The following is a 17,792-nucleotide window of genomic DNA, read 5'->3' as shown; positions in this document are numbered from 1 at the left end:
TCGTTCAAACAGCGCGGCTCCGGGAGCGGTGAGAAGCCGCCTCCCGGAGCCGGGCGTGGGTCACCAGCGGTTCTCGACCTGGTCCTTGATCCGGCGGTCGTAGAGGTCGCGGACGGCCGCGAGGGTCTCGTCGGACAGCGGCGGCAGCTTGGCGGCGGCCGCGTTGGCGCGGGCCTGCTCGGGCGAGCGGGCGCCGGGGATGACGGTGGTGACGCCCGGCTGCTCGATGATCCACCGCAGGGCGAGCTGAGCCGGGGTGTAACCCTCGGGGGCGAGCGCGGAGAACTCGGCGGCGGCCTCGACACCGGTCGTGTAGTCCACGCCGGAGAAGGTCTCGCCGACGTCGAAGGCCTCGCCGTGCCGGTTGTAGGCGCGGTGGTCGTTCTCCGGGAAGACCGTGTCCTTGGTGTACTTGCCGGACAGCAGGCCCGAGGCCAGCGGGACCCGGGCGATGATCCCGACGCCCGCCTCCCGCGCGGCGGGGAGCACCTCGCGCAGCGGCTTCATGCGGAAGGCGTTGAGGATGATCTGCACACTCGCCACACCCGGCCGGGCGATCGCCGTCAGCGCCTCCTCGCAGGTCTCGACGCTGACGCCGTACTGGGCGATGCGCTCCTCCTCGACCAGGGTGTCGAGGGCGTCGAACACCTCGTCGGTGGAGTAGACGGGCGTCGGCGGGCAGTGCAGCTGGACCAGGTCGATGCGGTCGACGCCGAGATTGCGGCGCGAACGGTCGTTCCAGGCACGGAAGTTGTCGAGGACGTAGTTCTCCGGGATCTGGTCGAGCCGGCGGCCCATCTTCGTCGCGACCAGCACGTGCAGGTCGGGCCGGCCGCTCAGGAAGGTGGCGATGGTCTGCTCGCTGCGTCCGTCGCCGTACACGTCCGCCGTGTCGAAGAAGGTGACCCCCGACTCGGCCGCCGCCTCCAGCACCGAGACGGCTTCCTTGTCGTCGACGTCTCCCCAGTCGGCCCCCAACTGCCAGGTGCCGAGTCCGACCACGGATGCGTGCTGCTGCGACCTGCCGAATGTGCGTTCGTCCATGGCGTCAGTCTGTCATCCGTCGCCGACCTGCGCGGAACGGGCCGCTCCGGGCTGACGTCGGTGAATTATTCACTCACATGGGTGACACGCTTCGACGTAAGGCATGCACGTGTCAATCAGCGCCTAGCGTGATCCCGTGACTGATCGTTCAGTGAGCAACCACCCGCAGGACGACTCGTCCTGGTCCCGTCGCGGCTTCCTTCTCAGCGCCGCGGCCCTGGCCGCCGTACCGATTCTGCTGCCGGCGGACCCGGCGGCCGCGGCCGAAGAACTGCCCGATTTCCCGGCGGGCGTGGCCCTGCACCGTTCGGCGTACCGGAACTGGGTCGGCGAGATCACCGCCGACGGGCTGTGGGCCTGTGCCCCGACCGGCCCGGACCAGGTGACCCAGGTCGTCAACTGGGCCTGGCAGCACGGCTGGCGGGTGCGTGCCCGGGGCTCCTCGCACGGCTGGTCGCCCCTCACCGTCACGGAGGGCACGGCGTCGGACGCGCCCGTCCTCCTCGTCGACACCGCCTCCCACCTCACCGGCCTGTCCCTGGACTCCGCCTCCGCCGTGCGGGCCGGCACCGGCGTCACGCTGGAGGCGCTGCTCACCTATCTGGAGGAGCACGGGCTCGGGGTCACCGCCGCGCCCGCCCCCGGCGACCTCACCCTGGGCGGCGCACTGGCGGTCGACGCGCACGGCACCGCCGTTCCGGCCGACGGAGAGCAGCGGCTGCCGGGACAGACGTACGGCTCGCTCAGCAACCGCATCCTGTCGTTGACGGCGGTGGTGTGGGACGAGGACAGCGGGGCGTACGTCCTGCGTGAGTTCAGCCGTGCCGAGGCCGACAGTGCCGCCCTGCTCACCCATCTCGGGCGGGCCTTCGTCACCGAAGTCGTGCTGCGGGTCGGCGCCAACAGCAATCTGCGGTGTGTCAGCCGGGTCGACATTCCGGCGGCCGAGCTCTTCGCGGCGCCCGGCGGCGACGGGCGGACCTTCGCGAGCTTCCTGGAGCAGGCCGGACGGGTCGAGGCGATCTGGTTCGCCTACACGGAGTTCCCGTGGCTGAAGGTGTGGAGCGTGGCGCCGACCAGGCCGCTGACCTCGCGGCGCGTGACCTCGCCGTACAACTATCCCTTCTCCGACAACGTTCCGACCCTGGTGGCGGATCTGGCCGGGCGGATGGTGTCGGACGCGGCCTGGTATCTGGCGCCGGTGCTCGGGAACGCGCAGCTCGACGTGGCGACGGTGGGGCTCACCGCGACGCTGTCGGCGGACATCTGGGGGCCGTCCAAGAACACGATGCTCTACATCAAGCCGACGACGCTCAGGGTGACCGCGAACGGGTACGCGGTCCTCACGAGCCGGGACCAAGTGCAGCGGGTCGTCTCGCAGTTCACGGACTTCTACCGGGAGCGGCTCACCGCGTACACGGCGCAGGGGCGGTTCCCGGTCAACGGAACGGTGGAGATCAGGGTGACCGGCCTCGATGATCCGGCCGAGGCCGAGCTGCAGGGGGCACGGGCTCCGCTGCTGTCGGCGTTGCGGGCGGATCAGGAGCATCCCGAACGGGACACGGCGGTGTGGCTGGACATCCTCACGCTGCCGGGGACGCCGTACGCGGAGGCCTTCCTGCGGGAGATCGAGCAGTTCCTCCTCGATGGCTACGACGGGACTCGCGTCGAGTGGTCCAAGGGGTGGGCCTACACGGACGACGCCGTGTGGGAGGACGAGGAGGTACTGGGGACGGCCATTCCCGGATCGTTCGGTGAGGCGGTGTGGGGCCAGGCCGCGGGGGTGCTGGACCGGCTCGATCCGCACGGGGTGTTCGGCAACGCCTTCCTGGACCGGCTGTTCCGTTAGGGCGTCAAGTGGGCCTGCACCGTGGGGGCGTACCGCTCCACCACGTCCTCCACGGCACTCGCCCTCAGCTCGGTGCCCCGTGCGATGCCGTACATCACGCCCAGGCCCAGGAGGGTGCCCACCGCCAGTTCGGCGCGCAGGCCGGCGTCGGGGCCGGGCAGGCGTGCCGCGAGGCGTTCGACCACCTGGGAGCGGAAGTTGACGCGCAGGATGTCACCGTGTTCGCCCTGGACGGGGGCGAAGGCGATCCGGAGCAGGGGGTCGGCGCCTCGTTCGATCTGGCCGGTGAGGACATGGCGGACCATGTGACGGCCCAGTTCGTCCAGGGGTGCGTCGAGCAGGGCCGTCGCGTCGGACTCGAAGGACATGACGCGGGCGAAGAGGGCGTCCTTGTTGCCGAAGTACTTCACGATCAACGGCGGGCTGACTCCGGCGCGTTCGGCGACCGCCTTGAGGGTGATGTCGGCGTGGGGGGTGCGGGCCAGGAGATAGCGGGCCGCCCTGAGGATGGCGGCCTTGGTCGCCTCGGCGTCCCGGCGGGCGGTCGTGGTGGTGGTGGTGGTGGGGGGCGGTGTGCTCACGGCACTCATGCTCCCTCCATCGCCTCCTCCCGCGCGCCCCGGGTGCGGCCCTTGGCCCGGCGGGTCCCCTCGGGGGCGGAGTCGCCGGGGATGGTCAGCGCCGCCGCGCACGCCGCGAGGGCTATCGCGCCCGCCATGGCGAAGGCCAGCAGGTAGCCGTGCAGGGTGGAGACGAGTACGCCGCCGACCAGGCTGGTGTGGTGGACCAGGACCGCTGCGACCGCCGCGCTGGAGGCGGCCTGGCCGACGGTGCGCATCAGGACGTTGACGCCGTTGGCGGAGGCCGTCTGCTCGGCCGGGACGGCGCGCAGGATCAGCGTGGGCAGCGCCGAGTAGGCGAGGGTGGTGCCGGTGGCCACCACGGTCGCGCCCAGGATGATCATCCACAGATCGCGGCTGTCCGCGATGCGTACCGCGTAGCCGCACGCGATGACCGCGGCGCCGAGGGCGAGCGTGATGCGCGGACCGCGGGAGGCGGAGATCCGGGCCGAGAGCGGTGAGAACAGGAGCATGGTGACTCCGCCCGGCAGCAGGCACAGGCCGGTGTCCACGATCGACAGACCGAGTCCGTAGCCGGTGGCCTTCGGCGCCTGCACCAGCTGGGCCGTGACCAGGGAGTTGGCGTAGAACGCGAAGCCGGTGAGCAGGGCGGCCACGTGCGACAGGCCGACCCGCGGCCGGGTGACGAGCCGCAGGTCGACCAGGGGCTGGTCGGTGCGCAGTTGGCGCCACCACCACAGGGCCAGGACGGCGACGGACACCAGGAACAGGCCCAGGACCCGGGGGCTGCCCCAGCCCCACTGCCCGCCCTGGGACACCCCGAGCAGCAGGCTCACCAGGCCCACGGCCAGTCCCAGGGCGCCCTGCACGTCGAAGCGGCCCGGCTGTCGTACCGGCGACTCGCGGACCGCCCACGCCACGGCCGTGACCCCCAGGGCGCCGAGGGCGCTGGTCATCCAGAACATGGTGTGCCAGTCGGCGTACTGGACGACCATCGCGGCCAGCGGCAGACCGAGCGCGGCGCCGATGCCGACCGTGGAGCTCATCATCGCGACGGCGGAACCCCGGCGCTCCGGCGGCAGTTCGTCGCGCAGGATGCTGATCGACAGCGGCACCACTGAGGCGGCGGCACCCTGCAGGGCGCGAGCCGTGATGAGCACGGTGATGTCGGACGAGAGTGCGCACATCACCGAGCCGAGCGTCATCAGGGCGAGGGCGCCGGTGAGGACCCGCCGCTTGCCGTACATGTCACCGGCACGGCCGAGCACCGGAGTGAGGACCGCACCGGCGAGCAGGGTCGCCGTGACCATCCAGGAGACGGCGCCGGGCGAGGAGTGGGTCAGCCGGGGCAGGTCCGGCAGCAGCGGGACGACCACGGTCTGCATGACGGCCATGAGCGTGCCGCACATCGCCAGCACCGGGACGGTGAGCCGGGTCCGCAGGCTTGCTCCGCGCGGCGGGGATATCGGGCCCTGCTGGTCCATCGGCGCTCCGGACTCGATACGGAAAGCTGGGTGAATGACAATTCACTTTAGCGGTGAATCGTCATTCACCCAACACTTTCCGGGGCCACCGAGCTACTTGCGAGAAGCCAGCTCCCGTGCGTGCACGCTGCGCGCCACCTTCGGCCCGAGCCAGCGCTTGATCCTGCGCAGCGCCTCCAGCTGCCCGGCGGCCTTGTCGAGCCGGTAGTACAGCTGGGGCGGGACATACGGCAGCAGCGGCGAGTGGCGCTGGCCGAGCAGGGCGAACATCTGCTCCGGGGGCAGGCCGATGTAGCGCGGCAGGTTCTCGTACCACTGAGCGCTGTAGCGGGCCGCGCTCTGGATGGAGAGCAGTTCCGCCTTGCGCTGCCGCTCGTAGCGGACGAGGGCCTGCGGAAGCTCGGCGTCCCGGCGCAGGGCGTCGGCCAGGGCGATGGCGTCCTCCAGGGCGAGGGTGGTACCGGCGCCGATGGAGTAGTGGGTGGTGTGGGCGGCGTCGCCGAGGAGGACGAGGTTGTCGCGGTGCCAGGTGCGGTTGGTGAGGGTGCGGAAGCTGAGCCACTGGGCGCTGCCCGAGCCGGCGGAGCGGCCGATCAGGGGGTGGCCGTCGAGGACGTCGGCGAACAGCTTCTCCAGCAGGGCGAGTCCGTCGGCCTCGTTCGCACTGCCGAGGCCGAGGCCGGCCCAGGTCTCGGGCGCGCACTCGACGACGCAGGTGCTGCCTTCGGGGCTGAAGGGATAGCCGTAGCACCAGATCCAGCCGTGGTCGGTCTCGACGAAGGCGAAGGTGAAGGAGTCGAAGACCTTGCTGGTGCCGAGCCAGATGTAGCGGTTGCGGCCTTCCCGGGTCTCGGCGCCGAAGTGGTCGGCATGTCCGGTGCGCAGGGCGCTGCGCACGCCGTCGCCGGCCACGACGAGGTCGGCATCGGGGAGGTTGTCGCCGGTGACCTCGTGCTCGAACTCGAGCCGCACCCCCAGCGAGCGGGCCCGCTCGGCGAGGATCTCCAGCAGGCGGTGGCGGCCGATGCCGAAGCCCGGGTCGCTGTCGCGCCGGGTGACCAGGTCCCGTACCCGGGCCTCGCCCTCGTTCCAGGTGACCGAGGACTCCTCGATCGCGCGGGACGACTCTGGGTCGCGGGCGTGCAGTTTGTCGAGCAGTCCGCGCCAGTAGGTGACGCCCCAGCCGTAGGTCGAGCCCTCCGGGTTGCGCTCGTGGACAGTGATGTCGTGGGACGGGTCCTGCCGCTTCAGCAGGATCGAGAGATACAGGCCGGCGGGCCCGCCGCCGACGCAGGCGACCTTCACACACACCCCTAGTAATTACTCAAAGCGGTCGATTGGCAACGCAGAGTAGCAGCCCGGCGATGCGCGACCTCCGATTCGGATCGCGTCACTTTCCGCACGTGAGGCGGGCCCGGGCCGCGCTCGCTCGGCGAGGACGATGGGCATGCTGAGTCCGTCGACTCCGGGAGGCCGTGACGGCCGACGGGAGGGAGCTGCACCTGAGGCGCAACGCCGATGGCAGCTGGATCGGCATCGTCAGCCACCACGCCCCGGCACCCGCGCCGCCGCACGGCCGCCGTGGACGAGCTCCAGGGCGCACAGCAACTGCCGTTCCCCGCGGACCCGCTGGACCACACCCGCCACTACACCTACGACAGCGCATGACGATCGTCTCGTCCGGTTTGCCCCGCAGGTCGTGCGGTACCCGCGCCGTACACACCGAGAAGACCAAGGAGGGATTCACCCGTGTCGCAGGTCGAGGAATCCATCGAGGTCGGCGTGCCGGTGCACACCGCCTACAACCAGTGGACGCAGTTCGAGACCTTCCCCGAGTTCATGAGCGGGGTCGAGCGGATCGAACAGCGCACCGACACGCTCACGCACTGGGTGACCAACGTCAACGGGGTGCACAGGGAGTTCGACGCGGAGATCACCGAGCAGATCCCGGACGAGCGGGTCGCGTGGACCACCATCGCCGGCGAGGCCAAGCAGGCGGGTGCGGTGACCTTCCACCGCCTCGACGACGCCCACACCAAGGTGATGCTCCAGATGGACTTCCATCCCGAGAGCATCACCGAGAAGGTCGGCGACAAGCTCGGGTTCGTGAAGCGGCAGACCAAGGGCGACCTGGAGCGCTTCAAGACGTTCATCGAGGAGCGTGGTCAGGAGACCGGAGAGTGGCGCGGGGCGGTCGTCTGACCGCCGCGCTGCGACCGGCCGCTAACCGGCCGCTTCCGTACGGCACTCCGGGTGCCCCCAGCCCTGTGCGTTCTTCGCGATGGGTTCGCCCGCCGCATAGGAACGTCCGCACAGACACCGGCCGGGGAACTTGGCCTTGATCGTACGAGAAGACGAACCGCCGCTCCGCTTGGGCGACTTGGCCCGGGCGGGGCGGTCGGCTTTCGGGGTGTCCGGCGACGGCGGCGGCTGCGGAGAGCCGAGTTCGCTGCTCGCGGGCTCCTGGACGATCGCCGCCTGGCTGGCCGCGCGGTCGGCGAAGTCGTTCAGCGGGTCGCCGTCGACCTGGTGGGCGGGGACGTAACGGAACTCGACCGAACGGCCGTCGAGCAGTTCGTCGATCCGGACGACGAGGTCCTGGTTGGCGACCGGCTTGCCCGCGGAGGTCTTCCAGCCGTTGCGCTTCCACCCGGGCAGCCAGGTGGTGACGGCCTTCATGGCGTACTGCGAGTCCATCCGGATCTCGAGTGGCACATCCGGGTCGGTCGCCGCCAACAGCCGCTCCAGCGCGGTGAGTTCGGCGACGTTGTTGGTGGCCTTGCCGAGCGGCCCGGCCTCCCAGCGGTCCGGCGTCTCCGATTCGTCGGCGATGACCCAGGCCCAGGCCGCAGGTCCCGGATTTCCCTTCGAAGCGCCGTCGCACGCGGCCACCAGTCGTTCACGCATGCGCTCGATCATGCCATGAGCGGAGGGACGCCCCTTCACTCCACCGTGACCACCGTGGCCACGACCCTGCGGACCTCCCCGTCACCGGGTGTCGCCCCTTCCGTGTCGGCGAAGAGGAGATGCGCCGCCCCGATCAGCGCGGGGGCGATCAGTTCCACCTCGGCGTCGGCCGGGACGCGCCCCAGGTCGCGCTCCGCGGCGAGATAACCGGCCACCATCGCCGTGGCCTCCCGCAGCACCGGCACTCCCCCACCCCTCGCCTCGCGCAACCGGGCCCGCAGAGCGTCGCGAGCGATGACCAGGCCGACGATCCGCAGGGCGATCGTCCCGAAGAGCTCGGTCAGGACCGCGGTGAGGTTGTCGACGACGGCACCGGTCCCCGCCGACTCGCGCAGGGCCCGGGAGCGGTCCTCGATACGCCCGATGCGGTCCAGCACCAGCTCGGCGAGAAACGCGTCGAAGTCCTCGAAGTGGCGGTGCAGAACCCCTTTGGCGACCCCTGCCTCGGTGGTGACCGCCCGGCTGGTCAGCGCGTTCGCCCCGCCCCGCAGCAGGATCCGCTCGGCGGCGTCGAACAACTGCTCCCGCACATCGCGGATGGCGATCCCTGTCGGCACGGCCCACCTCCCTCTTTCTCGAACATCCTCCCTGATTCTTGTCGAGTGGGCATGCGCCCACTTAGAGTGGGCGCATGCCCACTCCAGCTGAGGAACAACAGCCGCACACCCAGCGCGCCATCGCCGAGTCGTACGGCTCGGACGCCGAGCGCTACGACCGGACCCGCCCCCGCTATCCCGACGCCCTGGTGGAGCGGATCGCCGCCGCGAGTCCCGGCCGGGACGTCCTGGACGTGGGCACGGGCACCGGTATCGCCGGGCTGGCGTTCCGGGCGTACGGCTGCCGGGTGCTCGGGGTGGAACCCGACGCCCGGATGGCGGCGTTCGCGCGCGACAAGGGACTCGACGTCGAGGTCGCCAAGTTCGAGGACTGGGATCCGGCGGGCCGCGACTTCGACGCGGTCGTGGCGGGGACCGTCTGGCACTGGGTCGACCCCGTCGCCGGTGCGGACCGGGCGGCCCGGGCGCTGCGGCCGGGCGGACGGCTGGCCCTCTTCTGGAACGCCTTCCAGCCCGCGAACGACGTGGCCGAGGCGTTCGCCGAGGCGTACACCCGGGCCGTGCCCGGCATGCCGATGGACTGGCGCCGGATGACCGGTCCGGACGCCTACGCGGGCGTCTGCGCCACGGCGGCCGACGGGATCCGGAAGGCGGCCGCCTTCGGTGAGCCGGAGGAGTGGCGCTTCGAGTGGGACCGGGTCTACACCCGCGAGGAGTGGCTGGACCAGGTACCCACCTTCGGCGGCCACGGGCAGTTGCCCGCCGAGCAGCTCGACGCCCTGCTCGGCGGTCTCGGCGACGCCGTCGACGCGCTGGGCGGGAGCTTCTCGATGCACTACACCGCCGTGGTGGTCACGGCGGTGCGCAGCGGCTAGGGCACGTCGGAGATCTGAGGCATGTCGCCCTGGGTCGTCGTCACGTCGATCACCGAGAAGCTCGCGCCCTGCGGATCACTGAGGGCGGCGAACCGGCCGAACGGGGAGTCCATGGGCCCGAAGCGCAGGATGCCGCCGAGCTTGGTGGCGCGGGCGACGGCGTCGTCGCAGTTGTCGACGCTGAAGTAGACGTTGATGTACGCCGGCACCTCGGGCGGGAAGTCGTCCGTCATCTTCATGCGACCGAGAACGGTGTGGTCGCCGAGGTTGAACATGCGGAAGTCGACGGCGTCGTCCTGCATCTGCCGGGCGCTGTAGCCGAAGACGGCCGGGAAGAACGCGTCGGACTTCTCGGGTTCACGGGTGTAGACCTCGGCCCAGCAGAACGCCCCCGTCTGCTCGGGCGGCGCCTCGAAGCCCTCGTGGGTGCCTGCCTGCCACACGCCGAAGACGACGCCACTCGGGTCGCGGGCCAGGCACATCGTGCCGAAGTCGCCGACCTGCATCGGTTCCATGAGCAGCTCGCCGCCGTTGTCACGGATCTTGCCGGCGGTGGCGGAGACGTCCGCGGACGCGAAGTACAGGCACCACTGCGAATGGCCCTCCTGACCGGGCATCGGCGGCACGACGGCGGCGACGGCCTTCCCGTCCGCGTAGGCCTGCGTGTAGTTGCCGAACTCCGACGACGCCTCGCCGAAGGTCCAGCCGAGGACGTCGCCGTAGAAGCTCTTGGCCCCCTCGACGTCGCTGAACATCGCGTCGGCCCAACAGGGGGTTCCCTCAGGTTGTACGGCCATGATCGCGGCCTTTCCCGAATCGGTGGTCGGTACGACTCCACACGCTAGTCACGGGTGCGTCCGACCGCGCGTCGAACGGACGATTCCGCTTCAGACTGGACAGAAAGGACACTCTCCGAGGACGGGAACTCCCATGACGATGCGGGCGTGGTCGGTGGCGGCTCCGGGACCGGTCGAGGAAGGCGGCCTCCGGTTCGTCGCACGGCCGGTCCCGGATCCGGGTGACGACGAACTTCTCGTGCATGTGCGCGCGTGCGGGGTGTGCCGCACCGATCTGCACGTCGCCGAGGGGGATCTGCCGGTGCACCGGCCGGGGGTGACGCCGGGGCACGAGGTCGTCGGGGTGGTGGCCGGGCTCGGAGCGGCGGTGCGCGGCTTCGAGGTCGGTGAGCGGGTGGGGGTGGCCTGGCTGCGGCGGACCGACGGGACGTGCGCGTACTGCGTGCGCGGGTCCGAGAACCTGTGCCCGGCCTCCCGGTACACGGGCTGGGACGCCGACGGCGGCTACGCGGAGTACACGGTGGTACCGGCCGCTTTCGCCTACCGGCTGCCCGGAGGGGTCGACGACGTGTCGCTCGCTCCCCTGCTGTGCGCGGGGATCATCGGCCACCGGGCGCTGCGGCGGGCCTCCCTTCCACCGGGCGGGCGCCTCGGGCTCTACGGCTTCGGCGGCAGCGCCCATCTGTGCGCACAGATGGCCCTGGCCGAGGGCGCCACCGTGCACGTCCTGACCCGTGGTGCTGCCGCTCGGACGCTGGCGCTGAAGCTGGGAGCCGCTTCGGCGCGGGACGCCTACGAGATGCCTCCCGAGCCGCTGGACAGCGCGATCCTCTTCGCGCCGGTGGGTGACCTGGTCCCCCTGGCACTGCGGGCCCTCGACCGGGGCGGGGTGCTGGCGATCGCCGGGATCCATCTCAGCGACGTGCCCGCGCTGCACTACGAGAGCGAGCTGTTCTACGAGAAGGAGGTGCGCAGCGTCACCTCCAACACCCGTGAGGACGGAAGGGAGTTCCTGGCCCTGGCCGCCCGGCACGGCGTGCGTGCGACCACGCACACGTATCCGCTGTCGGAGGCCGACCGGGCGCTGCGGGATCTGAAGGCGGGGCGCTTCGACGGGGCGGCCGTACTGGTGAACGACCTGTCCTGAGGAGCGCGGGGGCACTCATGATGCGCCGACTGCCTCACCTGCAAGGTTTACACCTTCCCGCCCGTGAAGCCGCCCCCTTCACGCCCTGATCAAGAGGCCGCTCCAGCTGTTTGGCTGGACCTCGCGCAAGGCCAGCCCGCTCACCTCCCAGGAGGGAATGTGTCCACACCGGACAGCGCCACCGGCCCCGCCGTCGACGAACCCGATCCCCCGTCCGAAGACCGGCTCACCAGCCTCAGCACCACGGCCGCCCGGCAACTCGCCACCACCACCAAGTCCGAACCCCAGATGCAGGCCATCAGCTCCCGCTGGCTACTGCGCATGCTGCCGTGGGTGGACGTGAAGGGCGGCACCTACCGGGTCAACCGGCGCCTCCAGCTCCGGGTGGGCCGGGGCCGGGTGCAGTTCGAGCAGAACGGCGCCGACGACATCCGGGTCATCCCCCAGACACTCACCGAACTCCCCACCCTGCGCGGCTACTCCGACACCGAGGTCCTCAAAGAGATCGCGACCCGCTTCCGGGTCCGGGAGATCCGGGCCGGCCAGGTCCTGGTCGAGGCCGGGCAGCCGGTCACCGAGGCCTACCTCGTCGTGCACGGCCGCTTCACCCGCTTCACCGAGGGCAAGTACGGCGAGGAGGAGATCGTCGGTGTCGTCACCGACGGCGCCCAGATGGGCGACGAGGCCATAGGGCAGCCCGATCCGCTGTGGCTGAGCTCGGTCCGGGCCGAGACCTCGGGCGTCGTGCTGGCCCTGCCCTGGTCGGTGGTCACCGAGTTCACCGAGCGGGTGCCGTCCCTCGCGGCCCATCTGGAGGCCTACGCGCGGCGGCAGAGCCTGCCGATGAACCGCAAGGGCGAGGCCGACGTCCCCGTCCAGGCGGGCCACGTGGGGGAGCCGACGATCAACGGCGGCTATGTCGACTACGAACTCGCCCCGCGTGAGTACGAGTTGTCGCTCACCCAGACCGTGCTGCGGGTCCACACCCGGGTGGCCGACCTCTACAACAACCCGATGGACCAGACCGAGCAGCAACTCCGGCTCACCATCGAGGAGATCCGCGAGCGCCAGGAGTGGGAGCTGGTCAACAACCGGGAGTTCGGGCTGCTGCACAACGCCGACCACGCCCAGCGCGTCAGCACCTTCACCGGACCGCCGACCCCCGACGACATGGACGAACTGCTCGCCATGCGCCGCAAGACCAAGCTGTTCCTCGCCCACCCGAAGGCCATCGCGGCGTTCTTCCGGCAGTGCAACCGGCGCGGTCTGGTGCCGGGCACGGCGAGCGTCGAGGGGCACGAGATCCCCGCCTGGCGGGGGGTGCCGATCTTCCCCTGCAACAAGATCCCGGTCAGCCCGCAGCACACCAGCAGCATCATCGCGCTGCGCACCGGGGAGGGCGACCAGGGTGCCATCGGGCTCTACCAGACCGGCATCCCCGAGGAGTACCAACCCGGCCTGAACGTACGGTTCATGGGCATCGACACCAACTCGATCATCCGCTACCTCGTCACCGCCTACTACTCGATGGCCATCCTCGTGCCCGACGCGGTCGGGATCCTGGAGAACGCTCAGATCGGCCGGACGGCCGAGTGACCGCGATGAGCACCCAGTCCTTGCCGGGCCCGCCCGACATCGCGAGCACCCTGCGCGCCGGCCGGCCCGGCGGGGCGATCCCCGGTCTGAGGTACCGGAAGGTCGCCCCCGCCGACCCGGTGAAGGCCGCGGAGATCGACCGCAGGCTGGAAGCCTGGGCCAGGCGCCTCGATCTGTTCCCCGAGGCGTGGAAGGGGGACTTCTCCGGGTTCCAGTTCGGCCGGGCCGTGGTGCTGCAACACCCGGAGGCGGCCGACCTCGAACGGCTCACGGTCGCCGGCGAGTTGCTGCTCGCCGAGAACGTCGTCGACTCCTGCTACTGCGAGGAGGACGAGGGCCGCGGCGGAGCGCGCCGGGGTCTCGGCGGCCGGCTGATCATGGCGCAGTCCGCCGTCGACCCCTACCACGGCATCCCCGAACTGGAGGAGGAGTGGCGCGAGGGCGTACGGGCCGACGGCCCGCTGCGCTCCTACCACTTCGCGCTGGGGGACTACGCCGTCCTCGCCACCCCGAGTCAGACCGACCGGTTCGTGCACGACATCGCCCGGCTGCATCTGGGCTACCTGGCCGAGGCGGCCTGGGCGGAGACCCGCTATGTGCCGCGGGTCTGGGAGTACCTGGTGATGCGGCAGTTCAACAACTTCCGTCCCTGTCTGTCGATCGTCGACGCGGTCGACGGCTACGAACTGCCCGAGGCGATCTACGCCCGTCCCGAGATCCAGCGGGTCACGGCACTGGCCTGCAACGCCACCACGATCGTCAACGACCTCTACTCCTTCACCAAGGAGCTGGCGAGCGACCCGACCCACCTCAATCTGCCGCAGGTCGTCGCCGCCAACGAGCGGTGCGGGCTCAAGGCCGCGTATCTGAGGTCGGTCGAGATCCACAACCGGATCATGGCGGCCTTCGACGAGGAGTCGGCCCTGCTCTCCGCCACCTCACCGCTCGTGGAGCGCTACACCCGGAGCCTGTCCGACTGGGTGGCCGGCAACCACGAGTGGCACGCCACCAACAGCCACCGCTATCACCTGCCCAACTACTGGTAAAGCGCGATCGCATGACAGGACGTCACACGTACCAGCACGAGGAGTCACCGTTGACCACCGCCCCCCACGCCGGCGCCCGGAGCATTCCGGTGCCGACCCAGTCGACGTACCAGACCCGAGTCGCGGACTACTGGAACGCCGAGGAGAACCCGGTCAACCTCGAACTCGGAAAGCTCGACGACCTCTACCACCACCACTACGGAATCGGAGAGGCCGACCGCTCCGTCCTCGAGGAACCCGATCCGGTACGGCGGCGGGAGCGGATCACCGCCGAACTGCACCGCCTCGAACACGCCCAGGCCGAACTCCTCGCCGCCCGGCTCGGCCCGCTCCGTCCCGAGGACCGTGTCTTCGACGCGGGGTGCGGGCGCGGCGGCGGCAGTGTCGTGGCGCATCTGCACCACGGCTGCCACGCAGACGGCGTCACCATCTCCGAGAAGCAGGCGGAGTTCGCCAACGCCCAGGCCCGCAAGCGGGGCATCGACGACCGGGTGCGCTACCACCACCGCAACATGCTCGACACCGGGCTGCCCTCCGGGGCCTACGCGGCCTCCTGGAACAACGAGTCGACCATGTACGTCGAGCTGGACCTGCTGTTCGCCGAGCACGCGCGGCTGCTGCGCCGCGGCGGACGCTATGTGGTGATCACCGGCTGCTACAACGACACCTACGGGCAGGCCTCCCGCGAGGTCTCGCTCATCAACGCCCACTACATCTGCGACATCCATCCCCGCTCGGCCTACTTCCGCGCCATGGCCCGCAACCGGCTGGTTCCGGTGCACGTGGAGGACCTCACCGAGGCGGCCCTGCCCTACTGGGAGTTGCGCAAGGAGGCCGACCATCTGGTCACGGGAATCGAGGACACCTTTATGACCGCCTACCGGAACGGCAGTTTCCAGTACCTGCTGATCGCTGCCGACCGCGTGTGAACGGGAGGACCGGGGCTGCGTCGCGAGCCCCGGTCCTCCCTTGCCACGCCGCGTGTCTTCCCCCTCGGGCCCGGCTGTGCTTGCCTGGGGAACCGTTTTTCGGCGACCGGGGCGGGAGTCGCACATGCGGACATCGTGGATCGTGGGGTTACTGACCGCAGTTCTGCTGCTCGGTGCCTGCAGCGACCCGTCGGACGGCCCGGAGGCGGCGCCACCGACCCCGGACGTCTCGCGTGCGGCCACCACGCATCAGCGCGCCCAGTCCTCCCCCAGTCCCTCCGCGGTCGCCGTGGTCGCCCCGCGGGTGCTGTATCTCGGCGACTCGCTCGCCATGGAGGCCCAGCGGGTCCTCGGGCAGGAGCTGCGCCGGGAGCTGCGGGCGACGTACACGAGCGCGCCGTACTCGGGGACCACACCCTGCGACTACCTGGAGGGCACCGGGAAGAAGTCGCTGGTGCCCGACCGGGACAAGGCGGCCGCGCTGGTCCGCGCGCTGCACCCGGACTTCGTGGTGCTGCAGTTCTGGGGCAACGCGTGGGACTACACGTGGTGCATGGACGGGATCAGCCACGCCGCCTCGCCGCAGAAGTACTTCAGCAGGTACCGGGCCGACCTTCGCCGGCTGACCGACCAGATCGCCGCGGCGGGCGGCGAGCGGCGGCCGCGGATCGTGTGGGTGGCACAGGGCCCGGACCCGATCACCCCCGACCGCGTCCGGCGCGTGAACGAGCTGTACGAGGAGCAGGCGGCCGCCTCGGGGGACGTCGTCGCCGACGCGGGCGCGACGGTGGCACCCGCCGGGTCCCGGTACACCTGGGTGCAGTACCTGCCGTGCACCTCCTACGAGCACGAGCATCCCGACTACTGCACCCAGCCGGACCGCGACCGCACGGCCCTGCACCTCGACAAGGACTATCTGCACTTCTGTCTGGCGCCCACGACGTCCACGCCCAGGCCCTGCCCGGCCCGCTCCCCCGGCATCCTGCGGATCGCCCGGGAGATCACGCGGGTGATCGGTTCGTCCTGAGACGGTTCGAGAGCGTTCGAGGAACGCTCACTCGCCCGCGTAGGCCTTGTCCAGGGCGGCGATGTCGAACTTGCTCATCGCCATGAACGCCTTCATCACACGGGCCGACTTCGCCGGGTCCGGGTCGGTGACCATGGCCTGCAGCCGGTCCGGAACCACCTGCCAGGACAGGCCGTACCTGTCCTTCAGCCAGCCGCAGGGGCCGGGCTCGCCACCGCCCTCGGTGAGCTTGGTCCAGTAGTAGTCGATCTCCTCCTGGTTCTCGCAGAAGATCATGAAGGAGACCGCCTCGGTGAACTTGAACTCGGGGCCGCCGTTCAGCGCGAGGAACCGGTGGCCGTTGGCCGTGAACTCGACGGTCAGCACGCTGCCGGCGGGCTGGGGCGCGCCCTCCGGATAGCGGGCGATCTCGCCGATGCTGGAGTTCTTGAAGACGGAGACGTAGTAGTGGGCGGCCTCCTCCGCCTGGCCGTCGAACCAGAGACAAGTGGTGAAACCGTCGGTGCTCATGCGTACCTCCTGGGTGGTGCGAACGTCCGTCATCTGTGTCGACCGATCCTCGCCGCGGAACTCATCGGTCGGGCAGTCGGTTAATCCAGGTGGCCGATACACCGGTGCGAACTAGCATCCGGGCATGACGTCTGCGCCCACTGAGCACCCGGACCTCGTCCGGCCCTTCCGACTCGACATTCCGCAGAGCGACCTGGACGACCTCCACGACCGGCTCGACCGCACCCGCTGGCCCGACGACCTCTCGGCCACCGGGTGGGCCTACGGGGTGCCGGCCGGCTATCTGCGTGAGCTCGCGCACCACTGGCGGCACTCCTACGACTGGCGCGCCGCCGAGACACGGCTGAACGAGTGGCCGCAGTTCACGACCGTCATCGACGGCACCACCGTGCACTTCGCCCACGTCCGCTCCCCCGAGCCGGACGCCACCCCGTTGGTCATCACGCACGGCTGGCCGGGCTCGATCGTCGAATTCCTGGACGTGGTGGGCCCGTTGACCGATCCGGAGGCCCACGGGGGCGACCGGGCCGACGCCTTCCATGTCGTCGTACCGAGCATTCCGGGTTTCGGGCTGTCCGGGCCGCCCGCCGACACGGGCTGGGAGGCGGGCCGGATCGCCGACGCGTGGGCCGAGCTGATGACACGGCTCGGCTACGAGCGGTTCGGCGCGCAGGGTGGGGACTGGGGCTCGGCGATCTCCCGGGAGCTGGGCCGCGCCCACCCCCGGCGGGTCATCGGCGTTCACCTCAACCTGCTGCCGGGCGCGCAGGCGACGCACGAACCGACCGAGGAGGAACTCGCTCCCCTCGCGGCCGAGCAACGGGAGCGCGCGCTGGAGTCCTGGCGCCGGTGGAGCGCCTGGTCGGGCGAGGGCACCGGGTACGCCGTGCTGCACTCCACCCGGCCGCAGACCCTCGCCTACGCGCTCACCGACTCGCCGGTCGGCCAACTCGCCTGGATCGTGGAGAAGTTCCAGGAGTGGACCGACTCCGCGGAGCTGCCCGAGGAGGCCGTGGACCGGGACCGGCTGCTGACCAACGTGATGCTGTACTGGCTGACCGGGACCGCCGGTTCGGCCGCCCGGATCTACTACGAGCGGGCGCACGCCACGGGCGGAAGGGCGGCCCGGCCCACCGAACCGTCGACCGCGCCGACCGCCGTCGCCGTCTTCCCGGCGGAGATCCAGATCCCGCTGCGGCACAAGGCGGAACGCACCGAGAACCTCGTGCGCTGGACCGAGTTCGACCGCGGCGGCCACTTCGCGGCGATGGAGGAGCCGGACCTGCTGGTCGAGGACGTGCGGGCGTTCTTCCGGCAACTGCGCGAGAAGGACTGAGCGCCCACTGGGCCCGCGCTCTGCCGGTGGCGAATCTGCCACCGGCA

Annotated in this window: 17 protein-coding genes and 1 pseudogene; 10 read left to right on the top strand and 8 right to left on the bottom strand. The window is 70.6% G+C overall.

Annotated elements, in window-relative coordinates:
- Positions 1-60 precede the first annotated feature (60 nt).
- Positions 61-1,044 carry an aldo/keto reductase gene (locus AQJ46_RS32165; protein ID WP_059208893.1) on the bottom strand — a complete coding sequence of 328 codons (984 nt, stop codon included), beginning with the start codon at positions 1,042-1,044 and terminating at the stop codon, positions 61-63.
- A gap of 136 nt (positions 1,045-1,180) precedes the next feature.
- On the opposite strand from AQJ46_RS32165, the gene AQJ46_RS32160 reads away from it, so the two are divergent.
- Positions 1,181-2,893, top strand: a complete 1,713-nt coding sequence (locus tag AQJ46_RS32160) for a cholesterol oxidase substrate-binding domain-containing protein (RefSeq protein WP_404828489.1) — start codon at positions 1,181-1,183, stop codon at positions 2,891-2,893.
- On the opposite strand, the gene AQJ46_RS32155 is transcribed toward AQJ46_RS32160, so the two are convergent.
- From AQJ46_RS32155 to AQJ46_RS32145, 3 genes are all read right to left on the bottom strand, one after another.
- A complete protein-coding gene (locus tag AQJ46_RS32155) occupies positions 2,890-3,483 on the bottom strand; it encodes a TetR/AcrR family transcriptional regulator (RefSeq protein WP_059208891.1) in 594 nt (197 codons plus the stop codon). The two genes, AQJ46_RS32160 and AQJ46_RS32155, sit on opposite strands and share 4 nt — an antisense overlap.
- Positions 3,480-4,958: an MFS transporter gene (locus AQJ46_RS32150; protein ID WP_059208890.1), complete on the bottom strand. Its 1,479-nt coding sequence runs from the start codon at positions 4,956-4,958 to the stop codon at positions 3,480-3,482. The genes AQJ46_RS32155 and AQJ46_RS32150 overlap by 4 nt, the downstream gene beginning before the upstream one ends.
- Before the next feature lie 93 nt (positions 4,959-5,051).
- Positions 5,052-6,269: an FAD-dependent monooxygenase gene (locus AQJ46_RS32145; protein ID WP_059208889.1), complete on the bottom strand. Its 1,218-nt coding sequence runs from the start codon at positions 6,267-6,269 to the stop codon at positions 5,052-5,054.
- A gap of 161 nt (positions 6,270-6,430) precedes the next feature.
- Here AQJ46_RS32145 and AQJ46_RS54485 point away from each other — a divergent pair.
- A pseudogene (locus AQJ46_RS54485) lies at positions 6,431-6,626 on the top strand (tyrosinase family oxidase copper chaperone); the annotation flags it as partial.
- Positions 6,627-6,707: 81 nt separating this feature from the next.
- Positions 6,708-7,160, top strand: coding sequence for an SRPBCC family protein (locus tag AQJ46_RS32140; protein ID WP_059208888.1), 453 nt, complete (start codon positions 6,708-6,710; stop codon positions 7,158-7,160).
- Between the two features lie 21 nt (positions 7,161-7,181).
- Here the strand turns inward: AQJ46_RS32140 and AQJ46_RS32135 are convergent, their stop codons facing one another.
- Both AQJ46_RS32135 and AQJ46_RS32130 read right to left on the bottom strand, forming a co-directional pair.
- The gene (locus AQJ46_RS32135; protein WP_059208887.1) at positions 7,182-7,877 is read right to left on the bottom strand and encodes a ribonuclease H family protein; all 696 of its coding nucleotides are present in this window, start codon (positions 7,875-7,877) and stop codon (positions 7,182-7,184) included.
- Between the two features lie 23 nt (positions 7,878-7,900).
- On the bottom strand, positions 7,901-8,482 hold the full coding sequence (locus AQJ46_RS32130) for a TetR/AcrR family transcriptional regulator (protein WP_059208886.1): 582 nt from the start codon (positions 8,480-8,482) through the stop codon (positions 7,901-7,903).
- A 74-nt stretch (positions 8,483-8,556) separates the two neighbouring features.
- Between AQJ46_RS32130 and AQJ46_RS32125 the strand changes: the two genes are divergently transcribed.
- Complete coding sequence (locus tag AQJ46_RS32125; protein WP_059208885.1) at positions 8,557-9,357, top strand: class I SAM-dependent methyltransferase; 801 nt, start codon at positions 8,557-8,559, stop codon at positions 9,355-9,357.
- On the opposite strand, the gene AQJ46_RS32120 is transcribed toward AQJ46_RS32125, so the two are convergent.
- On the bottom strand, positions 9,354-10,154 hold the full coding sequence (locus tag AQJ46_RS32120) for a VOC family protein (protein WP_079072503.1): 801 nt from the start codon (positions 10,152-10,154) through the stop codon (positions 9,354-9,356). The two genes, AQJ46_RS32125 and AQJ46_RS32120, sit on opposite strands and share 4 nt — an antisense overlap.
- A gap of 139 nt (positions 10,155-10,293) precedes the next feature.
- Here AQJ46_RS32120 and AQJ46_RS32115 point away from each other — a divergent pair, with 139 nt between their 5' ends.
- The 5 genes from AQJ46_RS32115 to AQJ46_RS32095 all read left to right on the top strand — a co-directional run bounded on the left by AQJ46_RS32115 (position 10,294) and on the right by AQJ46_RS32095 (position 15,899).
- The gene (locus AQJ46_RS32115) at positions 10,294-11,301 is read left to right on the top strand and encodes a zinc-binding alcohol dehydrogenase family protein (RefSeq protein ID WP_208617017.1); all 1,008 of its coding nucleotides are present in this window, start codon (positions 10,294-10,296) and stop codon (positions 11,299-11,301) included.
- Positions 11,302-11,460: 159 nt separating this feature from the next.
- A complete protein-coding gene (locus AQJ46_RS32110) occupies positions 11,461-12,897 on the top strand; it encodes a family 2B encapsulin nanocompartment shell protein (protein WP_059208882.1) in 1,437 nt (478 codons plus the stop codon).
- Positions 12,898-12,902: 5 nt separating this feature from the next.
- Entirely contained in the window at positions 12,903-13,943 is a 1,041-nt protein-coding gene (locus AQJ46_RS32105) for a family 2 encapsulin nanocompartment cargo protein terpene cyclase (RefSeq protein ID WP_059208959.1), read from the top strand.
- A 50-nt stretch (positions 13,944-13,993) separates the two neighbouring features.
- On the top strand, positions 13,994-14,872 hold the full coding sequence (locus AQJ46_RS32100; RefSeq protein ID WP_059208881.1) for a geranyl diphosphate 2-C-methyltransferase: 879 nt from the start codon (positions 13,994-13,996) through the stop codon (positions 14,870-14,872).
- Positions 14,873-14,996: 124 nt separating this feature from the next.
- Complete coding sequence (locus AQJ46_RS32095) at positions 14,997-15,899, top strand: SGNH/GDSL hydrolase family protein (protein WP_057611430.1); 903 nt, start codon at positions 14,997-14,999, stop codon at positions 15,897-15,899.
- A 27-nt stretch (positions 15,900-15,926) separates the two neighbouring features.
- Here AQJ46_RS32095 and AQJ46_RS32090 read toward each other — a convergent pair whose 3' ends face one another.
- Positions 15,927-16,409 carry a VOC family protein gene (locus tag AQJ46_RS32090; protein WP_059208958.1) on the bottom strand — a complete coding sequence of 161 codons (483 nt, stop codon included), beginning with the start codon at positions 16,407-16,409 and terminating at the stop codon, positions 15,927-15,929.
- Positions 16,410-16,533: 124 nt separating this feature from the next.
- On the opposite strand from AQJ46_RS32090, the gene AQJ46_RS32085 reads away from it, so the two are divergent.
- A complete protein-coding gene (locus tag AQJ46_RS32085; protein ID WP_059208880.1) occupies positions 16,534-17,745 on the top strand; it encodes an epoxide hydrolase family protein in 1,212 nt (403 codons plus the stop codon).
- Positions 17,746-17,792 lie beyond the last annotated feature (47 nt).

The sequence above is a fragment of the Streptomyces canus genome (assembly GCF_001514145.1).
Classification (GTDB): Bacteria; Actinomycetota; Actinomycetes; order Streptomycetales; family Streptomycetaceae; genus Streptomyces; species Streptomyces canus.
This window is presented reverse-complemented; position numbering and strand designations above follow the sequence as displayed.

What these genes read in the sequence shown, in the direction of transcription:
- AQJ46_RS32085 (WP_059208880.1), top strand. Translation starts at nt 16,534, where the DNA reads ATGACGTCTGCGCCCACTGAGCACCCGGACCTCGTCCGGCCCTTCCGA.
- AQJ46_RS32115 (WP_208617017.1), top strand. Translation starts at nt 10,294, where the DNA reads ATGCGGGCGTGGTCGGTGGCGGCTCCGGGACCGGTCGAGGAAGGCGGC.
- AQJ46_RS32125 (WP_059208885.1), top strand. Translation starts at nt 8,557, where the DNA reads ATGCCCACTCCAGCTGAGGAACAACAGCCGCACACCCAGCGCGCCATC.
- AQJ46_RS32095 (WP_057611430.1), top strand. Translation starts at nt 14,997, where the DNA reads ATGCGGACATCGTGGATCGTGGGGTTACTGACCGCAGTTCTGCTGCTC.
- AQJ46_RS32165 (WP_059208893.1), bottom strand. Translation starts at nt 1,044, where the DNA reads ATGGACGAACGCACATTCGGCAGGTCGCAGCAGCACGCATCCGTGGTC.
- AQJ46_RS32150 (WP_059208890.1), bottom strand. Translation starts at nt 4,958, where the DNA reads ATGGACCAGCAGGGCCCGATATCCCCGCCGCGCGGAGCAAGCCTGCGG.
- AQJ46_RS32155 (WP_059208891.1), bottom strand. Translation starts at nt 3,483, where the DNA reads ATGAGTGCCGTGAGCACACCGCCCCCCACCACCACCACCACCACGACC.
- AQJ46_RS32105 (WP_059208959.1), top strand. Translation starts at nt 12,903, where the DNA reads ATGAGCACCCAGTCCTTGCCGGGCCCGCCCGACATCGCGAGCACCCTG.
- AQJ46_RS32090 (WP_059208958.1), bottom strand. Translation starts at nt 16,409, where the DNA reads ATGAGCACCGACGGTTTCACCACTTGTCTCTGGTTCGACGGCCAGGCG.
- AQJ46_RS32120 (WP_079072503.1), bottom strand. Translation starts at nt 10,154, where the DNA reads ATGGCCGTACAACCTGAGGGAACCCCCTGTTGGGCCGACGCGATGTTC.
- AQJ46_RS32135 (WP_059208887.1), bottom strand. Translation starts at nt 7,877, where the DNA reads ATGATCGAGCGCATGCGTGAACGACTGGTGGCCGCGTGCGACGGCGCT.